This is a genomic window from Phascolarctobacterium faecium (genome assembly GCF_003945365.1).
Lineage (GTDB): Bacteria > Bacillota > Negativicutes > Acidaminococcales > Acidaminococcaceae > Phascolarctobacterium > Phascolarctobacterium faecium.
Window position 1 is genome coordinate 2,050,001 of sequence record NZ_AP019004.1, and the last position, 14,103, is coordinate 2,064,103.

13 protein-coding genes and 1 other RNA gene are annotated in these 14,103 nt (G+C 40.2%); 1 reads left to right on the forward strand and 13 read right to left on the reverse strand.

Annotation, left to right across the window (positions count from 1 at the left end):
• Positions 1-54: 54 nt before the first annotated feature.
• Positions 55-1,782, reverse strand: coding sequence for a B12-binding domain-containing radical SAM protein (locus PFJ30894_RS09890; protein ID WP_125669727.1), 1,728 nt, complete (start codon positions 1,780-1,782; stop codon positions 55-57).
• Between the two features lie 83 nt (positions 1,783-1,865).
• Between PFJ30894_RS09890 and pepF the strand changes: the two genes are divergently transcribed.
• The gene (pepF, locus tag PFJ30894_RS09895; RefSeq protein ID WP_125669728.1) at positions 1,866-3,683 is read left to right on the forward strand and encodes an oligoendopeptidase F; all 1,818 of its coding nucleotides are present in this window, start codon (positions 1,866-1,868) and stop codon (positions 3,681-3,683) included.
• A gap of 108 nt (positions 3,684-3,791) precedes the next feature.
• Here the strand turns inward: pepF and PFJ30894_RS09900 are convergent, their stop codons facing one another.
• The 12 genes from PFJ30894_RS09900 to rnpB form a co-directional block, all read right to left on the reverse strand.
• Positions 3,792-4,169 carry an NfeD family protein gene (locus tag PFJ30894_RS09900; RefSeq protein ID WP_021717387.1) on the reverse strand — a complete coding sequence of 126 codons (378 nt, stop codon included), beginning with the start codon at positions 4,167-4,169 and terminating at the stop codon, positions 3,792-3,794.
• A gap of 20 nt (positions 4,170-4,189) precedes the next feature.
• Complete coding sequence (locus PFJ30894_RS09905; RefSeq protein WP_021717388.1) at positions 4,190-5,752, reverse strand: hypothetical protein; 1,563 nt, start codon at positions 5,750-5,752, stop codon at positions 4,190-4,192.
• A 130-nt stretch (positions 5,753-5,882) separates the two neighbouring features.
• Entirely contained in the window at positions 5,883-6,803 is a 921-nt protein-coding gene (murB, locus tag PFJ30894_RS09910; RefSeq protein WP_370832936.1) for a UDP-N-acetylmuramate dehydrogenase, read from the reverse strand.
• Positions 6,793-7,131: a YlbF family regulator gene (locus PFJ30894_RS09915; RefSeq protein WP_021717390.1), complete on the reverse strand. Its 339-nt coding sequence runs from the start codon at positions 7,129-7,131 to the stop codon at positions 6,793-6,795. Before PFJ30894_RS09915 ends, murB begins: the two co-directional genes overlap by 11 nt.
• 65 nt (positions 7,132-7,196) lie before the next feature.
• On the reverse strand, positions 7,197-8,246 hold the full coding sequence (locus PFJ30894_RS09920) for a M15 family metallopeptidase (protein WP_125669729.1): 1,050 nt from the start codon (positions 8,244-8,246) through the stop codon (positions 7,197-7,199).
• Positions 8,243-9,022 (reverse strand): carbon-nitrogen family hydrolase, encoded by a 780-nt coding sequence (locus PFJ30894_RS09925; protein WP_125669730.1) that lies wholly within the window; start codon positions 9,020-9,022, stop codon positions 8,243-8,245. The genes PFJ30894_RS09920 and PFJ30894_RS09925 overlap by 4 nt, the downstream gene beginning before the upstream one ends.
• A complete protein-coding gene (locus tag PFJ30894_RS09930) occupies positions 9,019-9,537 on the reverse strand; it encodes a YqeG family HAD IIIA-type phosphatase (RefSeq protein ID WP_125669731.1) in 519 nt (172 codons plus the stop codon). Before PFJ30894_RS09930 ends, PFJ30894_RS09925 begins: the two co-directional genes overlap by 4 nt.
• A complete protein-coding gene (locus tag PFJ30894_RS09935; protein WP_021717394.1) occupies positions 9,531-11,057 on the reverse strand; it encodes a sensor histidine kinase in 1,527 nt (508 codons plus the stop codon). The genes PFJ30894_RS09930 and PFJ30894_RS09935 overlap by 7 nt, the downstream gene beginning before the upstream one ends.
• Positions 11,050-11,748: a response regulator transcription factor gene (locus PFJ30894_RS09940; protein ID WP_021717395.1), complete on the reverse strand. Its 699-nt coding sequence runs from the start codon at positions 11,746-11,748 to the stop codon at positions 11,050-11,052. The genes PFJ30894_RS09935 and PFJ30894_RS09940 overlap by 8 nt, the downstream gene beginning before the upstream one ends.
• 186 nt (positions 11,749-11,934) lie before the next feature.
• A complete protein-coding gene (locus PFJ30894_RS09945; RefSeq protein WP_370820492.1) occupies positions 11,935-12,612 on the reverse strand; it encodes a C40 family peptidase in 678 nt (225 codons plus the stop codon).
• A 56-nt stretch (positions 12,613-12,668) separates the two neighbouring features.
• Complete coding sequence (locus tag PFJ30894_RS09950) at positions 12,669-13,598, reverse strand: glycosyltransferase family 2 protein (RefSeq protein ID WP_021717397.1); 930 nt, start codon at positions 13,596-13,598, stop codon at positions 12,669-12,671.
• A gap of 128 nt (positions 13,599-13,726) precedes the next feature.
• Positions 13,727-14,079, reverse strand: an RNA gene (gene rnpB, locus PFJ30894_RS09955) — RNase P RNA component class A.
• Positions 14,080-14,103 lie beyond the last annotated feature (24 nt).

The window sequence follows — 14,103 nt, forward strand, 5'->3', positions numbered from 1 at the left end:
TAGCATTCCCCGTTACTTCTGTCAACACCTTTTTTACAACTTTTTTATGTTTTTTTAATTATTTTGTAAGTACTTACTGATCAATGGTTTAACGATACATTTACCGTTGCTGTAATCCGCCATAAAAACCACTCTTTCCGCAACTCCAGAATACACATTATAGTCAAACGCTTCAATAGGATAATTCTTACGTATCTGCCTCCAGGTTGAAAAAATATAATCCGGCAAATATTGACGAACCTCGTCTTTATCCCGCCAAAAGGCCATAGCACGTTCATTTAATTCAGCTGTTTTCCATCCCATCCAGCTGGGAAGCCAGTTAGGCTGAGAAACAAATACATCAAATCTTAATATTTCTTTTACATTTGTTTTTTCGGAAGGATAACAGTCACATGTAAATTCCCACAACAATTTTGTTACACCGCGAGCATTATGTCCCTGAGGATACAAGCCTCTGCTTTCCCACCATTCTGTCAGCTTGCGATAAAAATCAAATGCAGTTCCATTATTTGCCTTTATAAGATATGCTAAAACGTTATTAAACTTACCTGTATTGTAGGTATTTTCAAAAACATCTTCCAAAACTTTAAGAAAGCGTAATTCTTCATATCCCATATACTTAGTCTGAACAACCTCATAAGGCGGTTCACTCATATACAGCAAACCGTGTTCTTGAGCCTGACTTTGCATAACCGTCCCCTGCAGCACTTTTAAAAATCCTAACTGCAGCATATGCGGTCTCAGTCCATAAACATCGTTAAATGATTTTATAAACTCTTTTAGTCCTTCATATGGTAAGCCAGCAATTAAGTCGAGGTGCAGATGGATATTATTGTTTTGCAAAAGCCGTCCGACATTATCTGCTAATTTCTTCCAGTTATTTTCCCTGCCGATGGCTTCCAATGTTTTTGTATTTGTGCTTTGAACACCAATTTCGAACTGAAAACGACCTTCTGGTACTGTTTCCAAGAATTTCAATGTGTTTTCTGAAAGCAAATCAGCTTTAATTTCAAAATGAAAGGTCGTCTCTGTATCAGCCATGGATAAGTAATGCATGATAGGCAGAAAATATGTTTCATCCAAATTATATGTACGGTCAACAAATTTTACCAGTGGCACTTTCGCTTCCATAAAGTGTTCTAAATCCAACAGTACTTTTTCGAGCGGACGTCTGCGAACAGAATGAGAAATACCAGATAAACAGTAGGAACACTGGAAAGGACAGCCCCGTGTACATTCATAATAAACTATTTTATTTTCAGCAACTATAGTTTCCAAATCAGGGTATGGAAACCCCAACTCTGCCATATCTTCAACAACTGTTACACCGCCATTAATTTGCACAGCACCATTTTTATCACGATAAGCAATGTGCGCCGGCACCTTATCGTCAGCATTTTTTAATGCTTTTAACAATTCAGAAAAGCAAATTTCTCCTTCACCCTGTACAATAAAATCTATTTCACTTTTTTCGTTAAAAATTCTTTCTGGCTCAAAAGCCACCTCAGGACCGCCAACAACTATTTTCGCTACAGGCAGTACTTTTCTGACTAACTCTATCAAGCTGTAGACATAAGTTTTATTCCAAATATGCACAGAAAATCCCACAACTTCTGGCTTGGCTCTTGTTATCTCTGCCAATACCGCCAAAAGCGGAGTTTGTATGGTCTCTTCGATAAGCGTTACTTCTATTGCGTTTTTTCTGCAGAATTCGTTTACATAACGCAGTCCCAATGCTGTATGAACATATTTACTGTTAATAGCTACTAAAATACTTTTCATAAAATCACGCCTCTAACCTTTCATATGCTGTCTGTGTTATAATAATAAAGTATTTTAGATTTTGCAAGGAGTGAATTTAATTTATGACTAAAAATAACGAACCCGAGCATGGCAGTTTAGTGTCGCGCAGTAGTATAGACAGCCGTTTTCAATGGAACATCAATGATATTTATCCCGATCAGGAATCTTGGAAAACAGCAAGTCAGCAATTTAAAAAGGATGTTGACGCTTTTAGTCAATATAAAGGCCAACTGCATGACTGTCAGACTTTAAAAACGGTATTGCGGGAACAGGAAAAACTTTCCATCATTATCAGTAAATTATATGCCTATGCAAGACTTCAGCAGGATACTGATAATGCCAATCAGCAATTTCAGGCTCTGGTGGGCGAAGCCGAAGCTTTAGCCGCCGCTTTCAGCAATGCTGTTTCCTTTGTTGAGCCGGAGCTTTTATCATTAAGTCAGGAAAAATTAAACGATCTATTATCTGACTCTGATTTTAGTGATTATCGATTTTATCTTAATAATTTACTGCGATTATCCAAACATGTTCTTCCCAAAGAGCAGGAAGAACTGCTTTCATTGAGCCAGCTGGCAACTTCAGGCCCAGCTGCTATTTTCCGCAGCTTAGTCAGTGCTGATATGCAATTTCCTCTGGTTAAAAATTCAGAAGGACTGGATGTAACTGTCAGCGAAGGCAATTATTTGCTCAATATGACCAGCAATGACAGATTACTGCGCCGTAATTCTTTCAAAGGCTTAATGACTACTTACCATAAATACCGCAATACGCTCGCCAATACGCTTTCCAGCAATTGCCGTGTCAGTGCGTTTTATGCAACTGCCCATAAATATCATGATACTTTAGAAGCCTGTCTCTCTGAAGATAATATACCGCCAAGTTTATATGACGGTCTGATTGAGACCGTTCACGAAAATTTAAAACCTTTACATGAGTATATAGCCCTAAAAAAAGAAATACTTGGATTGGATGAATTTCACGCTTATGATATTTACCAGCCAATCAGCAATGCCGCCGACAGCTTTGCCTGTGATTTTGATGAAGCAAAGGTCAAAGTAACAGCAGCGCTCTCTCCTTTGGGCTATGATTATCAGGCCGCCTTACAAGAGGGTTTCGATAAACAGTGGATCGATATTTACGAAAACAAAGGTAAACGAAGCGGAGCTTATTCATGGGGAATCTACGGAGTACATCCTTATGTTCTGCTGAATTATCAGCCCCGCTATAACAGTATATCTACTCTTGCTCATGAAATAGGACATGCACTGCATAGCTATTTCAGCAATAAGTCCCAAACATATATCAACAGTGATTATTCTATTTTCTGCGCCGAAGTCGCCTCTACCACAAATGAAATCTTACTTTTAGAGCATACCTTAAAAACAGCTTCTCCAGAACAGAAAATCTATCTTCTCAACCAATTTCTCGAAGCCGTACGTACTACCGTTTACCGTCAGGTACAATTTGCTGAGTTTGAAAAGTTCATCCATAATGAAATCAACGAGGGCCGTACACTGCAGGCTGAAATGTTGGAAACCTATTGGTTGGGCAGCAACAAACGTTATTATGGCCCTGCGCTTACTGTAGACGCAGAATTAGCCAGTGAATGGTCACGTATCCCTCATTTCTATACCCCATTTTATGTATATAAATATGCAACCGGTTACAGTGCAGCCACCGCCTTTGCCTCGGCAATACTCGAAAATAAACCTAAGGCAGTAGAAAAATATCTGCACTTCCTTGCTTCCGGCGGCAGTGACTATTCTCTGAACCTGTTAAAAACAGCCGGTGTCGATTTAACGACCCCTTTGCCGGTTACCGTAACACTGCACAAATTTGCAGAAAAACTACAAGAATTAAAAACTTTACTTGGAAAATAACAAAAAGAAACTCCGCTTGTTTAAATAACAGGCGGAGTTTCTTTTCTCTAAAATAAATCAAATAAATTTAGTTTTTAGACTCAACTCTGAACACATTTTTTAATTATTTTACATAAAAAGCCGCATAATGAATACTACTACTGCTCCAATAGCAGCAAAAATCAAAAATGTAGGCAGCAAAAAGAAAAAGATCGCTAAAATACCGCCTAAAATCAACAACGTCATCAAAATACCGCTTCCGCAACCAAAACTATGAACACGGATCTGCGGACCGCCGTTATTTTGTTCATAAGTTCTACGCTCTGTGCGCATATCTTCTACGCGGGTTCCTCCTTCTGCATTACCATCCTGCTCAATAGTAACGCCATCAAAGGTATCTCTTTCTTCAGGGCGCAGAACCTGTACTTCGGCTTCAATACTACAATGACAATATGGACACTCCTGCGTGCCACGTTCTAATTCTTTTCCGCAAAAACTACATTTCATAGCAAAACTCCTTTTTCACGTTAGGAAAGCGCCATCAGCAAAATTCCTTCTTCGTTGATGTAACGTGGATCGTGTTTTTCTATCCCCAAAGTTACCCATATTTCCTTTGCCATACGCCTCATTACGTCCAAAGGAACATTGTGGCACAACTCAGCAATTTTTTCATCATCATAATTGTAGACACCATTTGTCTTGATAAAATCAAAAATAGCTCCTGCAGCCCAAATATCAGGCATTCTTACTTCTCTGCAGAACTTAACCTTAAAATCAGACCACAACTGTATGACCAATTTAATATCGCGTTCAGCAAAATGATATGGCTCCATCATCTGTCTGATTCTCAGAATAACTCTGTCCTTATAATCTATTTCCGTAGGAAGATAGTTTTTATGCTCAGTTTCATAGTTAAAATTATTCAGATTTACAAAAGCAGAATATAAAAATACCATATGCCGAAGCAGCATCGGATTTCTGGCTATAAATGCTTCCCAATCCGCCGCAGGATCCTGAATATTATACCATTCCTTACACGACTTCAGTGTATTAAACAGACGTTTCTGCGCTACTTTGCCTATTTTAAGACAGCTTACATAATTCATTATCATACTTTCATTATAAAAAATATGGCCCAGCAAAATAGCGTCATTTAAATCTTCCGATTCTTCCAGCGGCAGACTTAACGTATATTTTTCTCCACTCAGCCAGTCTGTACAATAAAAAGCACCGTCATCTGTATAACTGTCAATTTTGAATATAGCCAGCCTTGCTTTGCATAATTCTTCTAAAACATCACGGTTACGTTTGGCAAACTCTTCGTCGTAATCGTCACTCTCAGGCAGGCAAGTCCGTTCATAAAAGAATTCCAAAGGTCTTTTATCACTACGCAGCAAATGATAGTCAAACAAAAAATAATCCCAAAAGCATTCACTGGTTTCTTCAATACTATCTTTTTTTTCATCTTCATAGCCCATTAAAATACCATAATATAAAAACGCAGCTCTATCGAGGTCCAAACGAAAATATTCTCTCTCAAAAAACCTATGCAGTACCTCAAGCAATTCCTGCAGGCGCTCTCCAATATTTAAAAATATTTTAGCAGGTATATCCGGAGTCGCATTCCACGCTCTTTCTGCATTTGCTTCATCAAAGCTTCCATCCGGTAAAATTATATTCATTTTACCTTCTTGCAGCAATATTTCAGCAGCAGTAGCAGGTACCGTATCATTAGAAATGGCATTTTTACCTTTCAAATATTTAAACAACCCGTCACATGTTTCTAAAAAATCTTGTGTATTCTTATAATCAGGAGTAAACTCTGAAATATTTCTGCCGCACCAAGCTATACAATCAATAAAATCATCCGCATTCATATCTCCCAGAAACGTTTCAGCACTGCCAAGATATAAACACAGCATCGTTAAATTATCCCAACTACGATATAAATCACTGTTTTTTTTGCCTTTCCATGCTTCCATTCGTAAAAAGCCTTCGGCATATTCTTGTCTGAGCAATGTGTTCCAGCCTTCATCATGGGCATAAAAATCTTCTACTAAATCATACACATTGTCTTTTTCATTATTCATTAATCTAAAATCCTTCTTTCCCTGCAATGCTGTTATTATATCATAGCGTTCCCATGCTTTTCAATTGAACATTCTGTGACAGTAAAAAAGCTCCGATATCAAATATCGGAGCTTTTGGAGTAAGCAATTCTTATTCTTCACCGATTACCAAAACTTCTGGCTGCAATTCAACACCAACACCAGCTTTTATTTTGGTCTGTACGTCCTTAATAAGCTGTAAAACATCAGCAGCTGTAGCACCACCAACATTAACAACAAATCCAGCATGCTTAGTAGAAATCTGGGCGCCACCTACCGTATAACCCTTTAGCCCGGCCTGATCAATCAGAGTACCGGCAAAATATCCTGGTGGTCGTTTAAACATACTACCTGCACTTGGCATTTCTAACGGCTGTTTACTAATACGCCGGTGACTGAAATCATCCATTTTAGACTTGATTTCATCTTTATTACCGGAAGGCATTTTTAAAGTTACTTCTGTAACAATAAGTCCACTGTTCTGTAAACTGGTTTTTCGATAACCAAAGTTCAGCTCTTCAGCAGTAAGAACACGTTCATTTCCCTGTAAATCCATAACCTTTACACAATTGACAATATTCTGCATCTCACCATCATAGGCGCCAGCATTCATATACACGGCACCGCCAATACTTCCAGGAATACCTACAGCGAATTCCATTCCGGTCCTTCCGCATTCCATCGCTTTATATGAAGCTAATGCCAGTGAGTAACCAGATCCAAAGACCAACAAGTCCTCTGCTTCATAAAAATGCCGCAGCATATTCCCCAGCTTTATAACAATACCACGGATGCCCTTATCGCGCACTAAAACATTTGATCCATTGCCAAGTAAAGTAAGAGGAACAACAGTTTCCTTGACCACTTTCAAAACTTCCCGTAATTGTTCAATGGACTCCGGCAAAACCAGAATATCAGCTGGTCCGCCAATTTTAAAAGATGTATGCCCACTCATCAGCTCATTCAAACGCACAGTACAGGAAACAGAACTTTTCAGTTGTTCAGCTAAATCCAAAAACTCTTTATTCACCAGCAACTTCCTTCACTACGTCTCCGATAGATTTTGAAATATCACCCATCATCATTTGAAAACGCATAAAGGCATGCAGATACTCCATAGCAACTGTATTTAACCCTAAAATGCCAGTAAGCTTTTGTAATTTTTCATTTTTTTCTTCCGGAACTTCCTGTCCCTGATATTTCGCTAATTCTATTTCCTGGCTCAATTTTAAAAATTCCTCAGCCATCTCTTTGCCTTTTGGATCTTGCTCAAGAGCAGCTTTAGCTTCTTTTAATTTTTTGTATTCCTGACTTTCGCGCATAGCTTTGGCCAATTCATTTGCACAATCGTAAACGTTCATGCTGGTTCACCTCTTAAATTTTTTTAGCTTTTATATTATAGCATATCTAAATTTTCTGTAAAGCTTTAGTTCAATCCCTGCAGCGGTACATTTAAATGACTGTAAACCGTATCCGGTTCATATTCAAAATGCCACCATTCCATGTCGCTGACAGAAAAGCCTTCCAAGCTCATCAGCTGATGCAGCAAATCACGCTGGTAACGTTCTAAATCTGTCCCCCCTGTAAACTTGCTATATTGTCTGATGGACGGTTCATCAAAATCGCTGATCATTTCCACTGGTTCACCTGTTTCAAGATAATAAAGGCTTACGTCAACAGCTCTGCCTGTATTATGAGAAAACCCCTGCTCCGGAGTTGGCAGCATTTGTTTTTTATCATCTGGGAACGCGTCATAGGCAAGTTTGGATACAGACCACGGTCTGTAGGCTTCCCAAATAACAAGGCCATAACCATAATCAGCAAGTCTTTTCTGAACTCGTCCTAAGGCCCCAGCCGCTACTCTATCAAGATAAGCCTTCTTGACATCAACAATAGACATTCCGAAACAATTATTGGTTCCTGCATAACGCAAATCAAGCTTTATACCTGTTATAGCTTTTGTAACATCGACTAACTCCGCCTGCTTGCCAGTCGTCAATGCTGAAGGTATAACCGCTTCTGATGCAGCCTTTTTTAACCCCTGCCAATCAGACGGCTGCGGAATACGAAAAGGCTTTTCTCTATCTGGCCCAAAAAAGGCCCTACTGTAACGATTGCCGCCTATTTTACACGTAATGCCATAACCATCAGGATCACGTTCAAAACGCACACTGGTTTCAGTATTGTTCATCGGTCCCGCTTCCAGAAGAGTATATGAATCAAAGCGTTCCTTTTTCAGCGGAAACTGATTGCTGTTTGCAAATTTATAATCTTCACGGGTCGTACGGTATAAAAGTTCCAATTCGCCATTGCGTTCCCTTATAACGAACTGCTCACCATTCCCATAATACATACCCAATAGGTATTTCAAATCCTTTGGACATTCTCTGGGTTCAAGTACCGCAGCCTGTACAGGCAGGCTTTGTACAACAAGTCCCGCACATAAAAGTATTGTTCCAAGCAGCTTTTTTATCATCGTATAAGCTCCTTACGCACATCAGCCAATGCATTAAGCCTTGCACGCACCTTGTCTATATAAGCTAAATCAATGTCACAATAAATGATTTCCTCTGCACTGCCACCTTCAGCTATAATTTTTCCCATAGGATCTACTACCATCGAATGTCCGTAAAAAGGAGCCCCTTTAAAATTACCGACACAATTAACAGCAACAATATAGTTATGATTTTCTGCCCCGCGGGCCTGTGACAGTAAAGTCCAAATATCCCCCCGGGCCGACGGCCATTCTGCAGGCACAAAAATTATTTTTGCTCCCTGAAGTGATAAATGCCTGTACAATTCAGGAAATCGCAGATCATAACAAATAGTAGAACCACAAACAACTCCGTTCAACTCATAAGTATCAAAATTATCACCAGCAGCAAAAAAACGTTCTTCATTAAATAAACCAAAAAGATGTACTTTGCTGTAAGACGCTACAACACTGCCCTGTTTATCAATAACTACGGTATTATTATAAATTTTTCCATCTTTATGACGCAAAGGAATAGACCCTGCAACTACTGCACAGTGATGATCATTGGCAATCTTTCGTACTGCAGCAATCGTACTCCCATCTATAGTTTCGGCTTCTTCTTCAATTCGTCCTAAAGAATACCCTGTGGTCCAAATTTCAGGCAATACGGCAATGTCGCTGTTAGCAGCAGCCTCCTGCAGTAAGTCAAGCCCATGTACAATATTCCCAGGCGTGTTTTTCTCTACTATTTCCATTTGGATCAATGCAACTTTCATTTTCTTTCCTCCGGCAATAAGCCCTGTGCATCTAACCTGCGCACCAGCATTTTTTCTATTTGCCTTGTAATTCTTGTCATTGGAAATTCCTTCCCCTGTAACGAACGTACCCAAAGCACAGTAAACCCCATCCGTTTTGCTCCCAACACATCAGTTAAAAGCTGATCACCAATGACTAACACTTTACCCTGCTGCCTACCAAAACGTTTAAGAGCTCTTTTAAACCCCCAAGGCATTGGCTTTACTGCCCAGCTTACTGCTTCAATCTGAGCATCTTCGCTGATTTTCCGCAGTCTTTCTCCACCATTATTAGAAAGCAACACTATTTCAATTTCATTTTTGCGAAGTAATTCCAGCCAATTCAGTACATCTGCATCCAGCTGTACTTCATCACGCGGCAGTAAAGTATTATCAACATCTAAAATAACTCTTTCTACCTGTTGCTTTTTCAGCCATTCAACCGGAATCGACGCAATACTGTCAAAACGAAAATCCGGGCAAAAAATTTTTAACATAAAACGACTTTCTCCTTCGGAAAGGTAACTTCAAATCGTGTACCGACACCCGGGATACTAAACACCTGTGCTTTAGCCCCGTGAACACGGATAATTTCCTTGGCAATCGCAAGTCCAAGCCCTGTTCCAGGTACATTACGGCAATGAGATTTATCCACTTTATAAAATCGTTCCCAAATAAACGGCAGATCCTCTTCTGGAATACCCGGTCCCTGATCTGCCACTGAAAGCAGCACACTGCCATCTTCTTGCCTTACTGCAGTAAAAGAAATAGTGCCATTATCCGGAGAATATTTCAGAGCATTGTCACCCAAGATCATAATAAGCTGTACAAGTTGGTCGCCATTACCTACTACAGCGATATTTTCATCTGCATGAATAACCAATGTCACATGTCGTTTAACCGATTTAACCATCAGCTTTTCTGTGACATTTCGCACAATTTCTGCTAACGGTAAAGGCTCTATTCCTGTCGTCAGCTCATCACTGGCCTGAAAACGACTTATATTGAGAAGTTCCCTGATCATGCGTTCTAACCTGATAGTTTCTTCATTTATCAAAGCACGGTAGCGCTGGATCATTTCTTTATCTGTAATAGTACCATCGCTGATAGCCTCATTATAACCACGAATAATAGTTATAGGAGTCCTTAATTCATGCGAAACATTAGCAACGAAATCACGGCGGATTTTTTCAGTTCGCTCTGTCTTATCAACAAAAGCACTGAGGTCATTACCAAGTGCATTCAAAGCCCTGCCTAAAGCAGCCACCTCATCTTCGCCATGTACTTCTACCTTACGTGTATAGTCGCCGGAAGCTATAGCAGCCGCACTGTCTTTCATTGATATCAAAGGCCTGATAATAGAACGTGATAATCTCCTGACCATAAATAAGCTTAAAATAAGCGCCAGTACACCTACGATCGAAGTATATATATATATATCACGCAGAAAACTATCGAAACCGCTCAGCGGCTCTGCCAGCAAAATAGCTCCATGTGCCCCATCCTGTTTACCATACGGCACACCAACCAGCATAACCTGTTCTTTATAATACGGATGGAAAATCTGTGATTTTACCGATTTACCACTGTAAACATCTTTCAAGATACTGCGTACTTTAGTAGATAAATTGCCGCCTTTTATCTCTTTTCCTAAGAGCTCGGTTCCCTCTTTCGAATTATAATTGCGGATCAATTTGTTACCATCTGCATCTTCATCAGTATTAACCAAAGAAGCAGCCAAAAGATCATATTTATTGTCAAAAAGCCAAATACGTGCTCCAACCAGCCTGTCTACAGCAACTATATAGCGGTGCAGCGTTGTTCGATCAGTATCACGCAGCATAAAATATTCAATGGTTTCAGCCATTTCATTACCTTTTTGCGCCAGCTCCTGCTCTTTAATCTTAAAAAAATAGTCGGCGATAAGGTAAGAAATACCCGCTGTCACGCCGACTACAATAACTACGATCAAAGCCATGAAGCTGTACATAAGCCGGGTACTTAAAGACTTATTCACTCTTCACCTCAAATTTATAACCAACACCCCAAATAGTGGTAATATCCCATTTAGAATTTTCTGGAATGTTTAGTTTTTGGCGAATACGTTTGATGTGCGTATCCACAGTTCGTGTATCACCATAATAAGAATAACCCCAAATGGTTTCCAACAGCTGGTTTCGAGAAAAAGCCTTACCAGGATTGGTTGCCAAGCACCAGAGTAATTCCATTTCTTTAGCAGTAAAGGTCATTTTCTGACCAAAAGCAACCACCTGATACTCTTCCATATCAATTGTCAACCCGTCATATTCTACCCGCGAACGACCTTCCTGTTTTTCCTGGGCTCCAGCACGTCGCAGAACCGCTTTTATACGGGCAACTACCTCACGGCTATTAAAAGGCTTCGTAATATAATCATCCGCACCGATCTCCAACCCTAAAATACGATCATCATCTTCATCTTTAGCCGTCAGCATAATAATAGGTAGATCAGACATTTTGCGTACTTGCTTGCAAACCTCCAAACCGTCCATGACTGGCATCATAATATCCAAAATAAGAATATCCGGCTTCTCAGATTGTACTTTTAAAATCGCCTCGGCACCATCAGCTGCTTCGATAACATCAAAGCCTTCTTTTTCGCAATACATCTTAAGAATCTCGCGAATATGCTTTTCGTCGTCGGCAATTAAAACTTTTTGAATATCCATACTAATCACCTCATAACTATTCTTGCTTATTATTATACAATAGTTTTCTTTAAAAAGCCTGTTTTTATACTGCTTTCACAAAAATATTACAACTTAAACAGATTTATGACAAATAAATACATTTTCAGTCTCGTTTTTCTCATAAAAAAAGCAGACAAGAAAACTTGTCTGCTGAAAGTTATATTTTTATAAAACGCGGCAGGCTCCGTAATAACGTTCGCCCCAGTAACCTGTGAACGCATCAGCCACAACCACACCTGTGCTGGTGCCGGCATGGATAAATTTGCCATCGCCAAGATAAATACCGCAATGAGAAGCACCTGGTTCATAGGTAGAAAAGAAAATCAAATCTCCCGGACGCAGTTCGCTCATGGAAATCTGACGGCCATAATATAACTGGCTGTCAGCCATACGGGGAATGCTGATTCCTGCACGTGCAAAAGCATATTGAGTAAAACCTGAACAATCAAAGCCATAAGTACTGGTACCGCCAAAAACATAAGGCGTTCCCAGAACGCTGTATGCTGCTCGAATGACATTACGCACTGCAGCACTGCGACCGGAACGATTAGGAGGCATGTCTTTCTGCATCAATGCACGATAAGTATCATTGCCGATAATTCCGTCTACCTCCAAACTTTTATCTGTTTGGAACTGCTTTACAGCAGCTTCTGTTTCAGGACCAAATTTACCGTCAACATTAGATACTTTATATTGTAATTCTACCAGACGTTTTTGAATATCAATGACTTCTTGCCCTTCGTCACCACGTTCAAAAGACGCCAAGGCAGTCGCAATGTTCATAAAACAAAACATCATTGTCAATACTACACATAACAGCTTTTTTTTCAGCAAGCACCGCACATCCTTTCTCAACTGTAAATAATTATAACATAAACTTACAATATTGTAAAACTATCTTACTTTTTTCCGAGATGACGTCCTACAAGATACAGCGGTCTCTGCTTAACTTCTTCAAAAACACGTCCGATATACTCTCCCAAAATACCAATGCCTACTAATTGAATACCTCCCAAAAACAAGACACTGGCGGTCATTGTCGCCCAACCTGGTACAGCATCGTCAATAACATATTTAACATAGAAAACATGCCCCAAAACCATCAGGCTGCAAAGCCCGCAGAACACGCCGCAGTAAAAGGCCCAGCGCAATGGCAGATTTGAAAAAGAAGTAATCCCATCCAATGCAAAATGCAGCATTTTACGCAGACTGTACTTTGATTGTCCCGCAAAACGCGGCGGAGCCACAAATTCAACCTTAGCGACCTTAAATCCTAAGGTATTGATAAGCCCTCTGATAAAGCGCGCTCTTTCACGATACAGACGAAAAGCCTCCACAGCTTTTTGGTCCATAAGCCTGAAATCGCTGCCTCCGGGAGTGATTTCCACTTTAGACATGATATTGATGAGTTTGTAGTAAACTGCTGACGAAAAACGTTTCATAAACGAAACATTCTCTGTACTTAGGCGGATCGTCTGGACAATTTCATTTCCATCTTCCCACAGCCTCAGTAAGTCCGGAACTAATTCAGGCGGATGCTGCAAATCTCCATCCATTGTAATAACAGCATCACCATCAGCATAATCCAACCCGCAGGTCAGTGCCAGCTGATGTCCGTAATTACGAGAAAGCAAATAAGCCTGTACGCGCTCATCATTGCGGACCAATTCCGCCAAAATCACAGCACTGCTGTCTTTAGAACCATCGTCAACAAAAGTAAGATCGTATTCGTATGGCAGTGCCGACATAATATCTGTCAGCCGTTGGTAAAATTCCCTGAGATTGGCCTCTTCATTAAAAACAGGCACGACAAAAGAAATATGTTTCATTAATTTACCCTCACCGTCAATTTAGAATACTTTTATATTATATCACTATTTTGAAATTAAAATGAAGTGATTATGTGAATTTTTAGAAAAAAGAAAAGCTGCCTGAAACAGGCAGCTTAATATCCAAGAATACGAGTGCTCAATAAGCCGAGTTCTGTTCCGCAAAGCGGTGATGATCATTTATCTAGGCCTGTAATTACTCGCAGGCTCCAGCGACACAACCCGGAAGGTTCAGCGGGCCGCTTCATCCCTCCCCTATTTGGTCTTGCTCCGAATGGGGTTTACCTAGCCGGCCGGTTACCCGACCGCTGGTGCGCTCTTACCGCACCGTTCCACCCTTACCTGCATAGCAGGCGGTACACATTTCTGTGGCACTATCCCTGAGGTCACCCTCGCCGGACGTTATCCGGCATTCTGCCCTGTGGAGCTCGGACTTTCCTCGTTAACGCCTAAGCATCACCGCGATCATCTTTCGCACTCATATCGTTTGTTAATTTAACACATA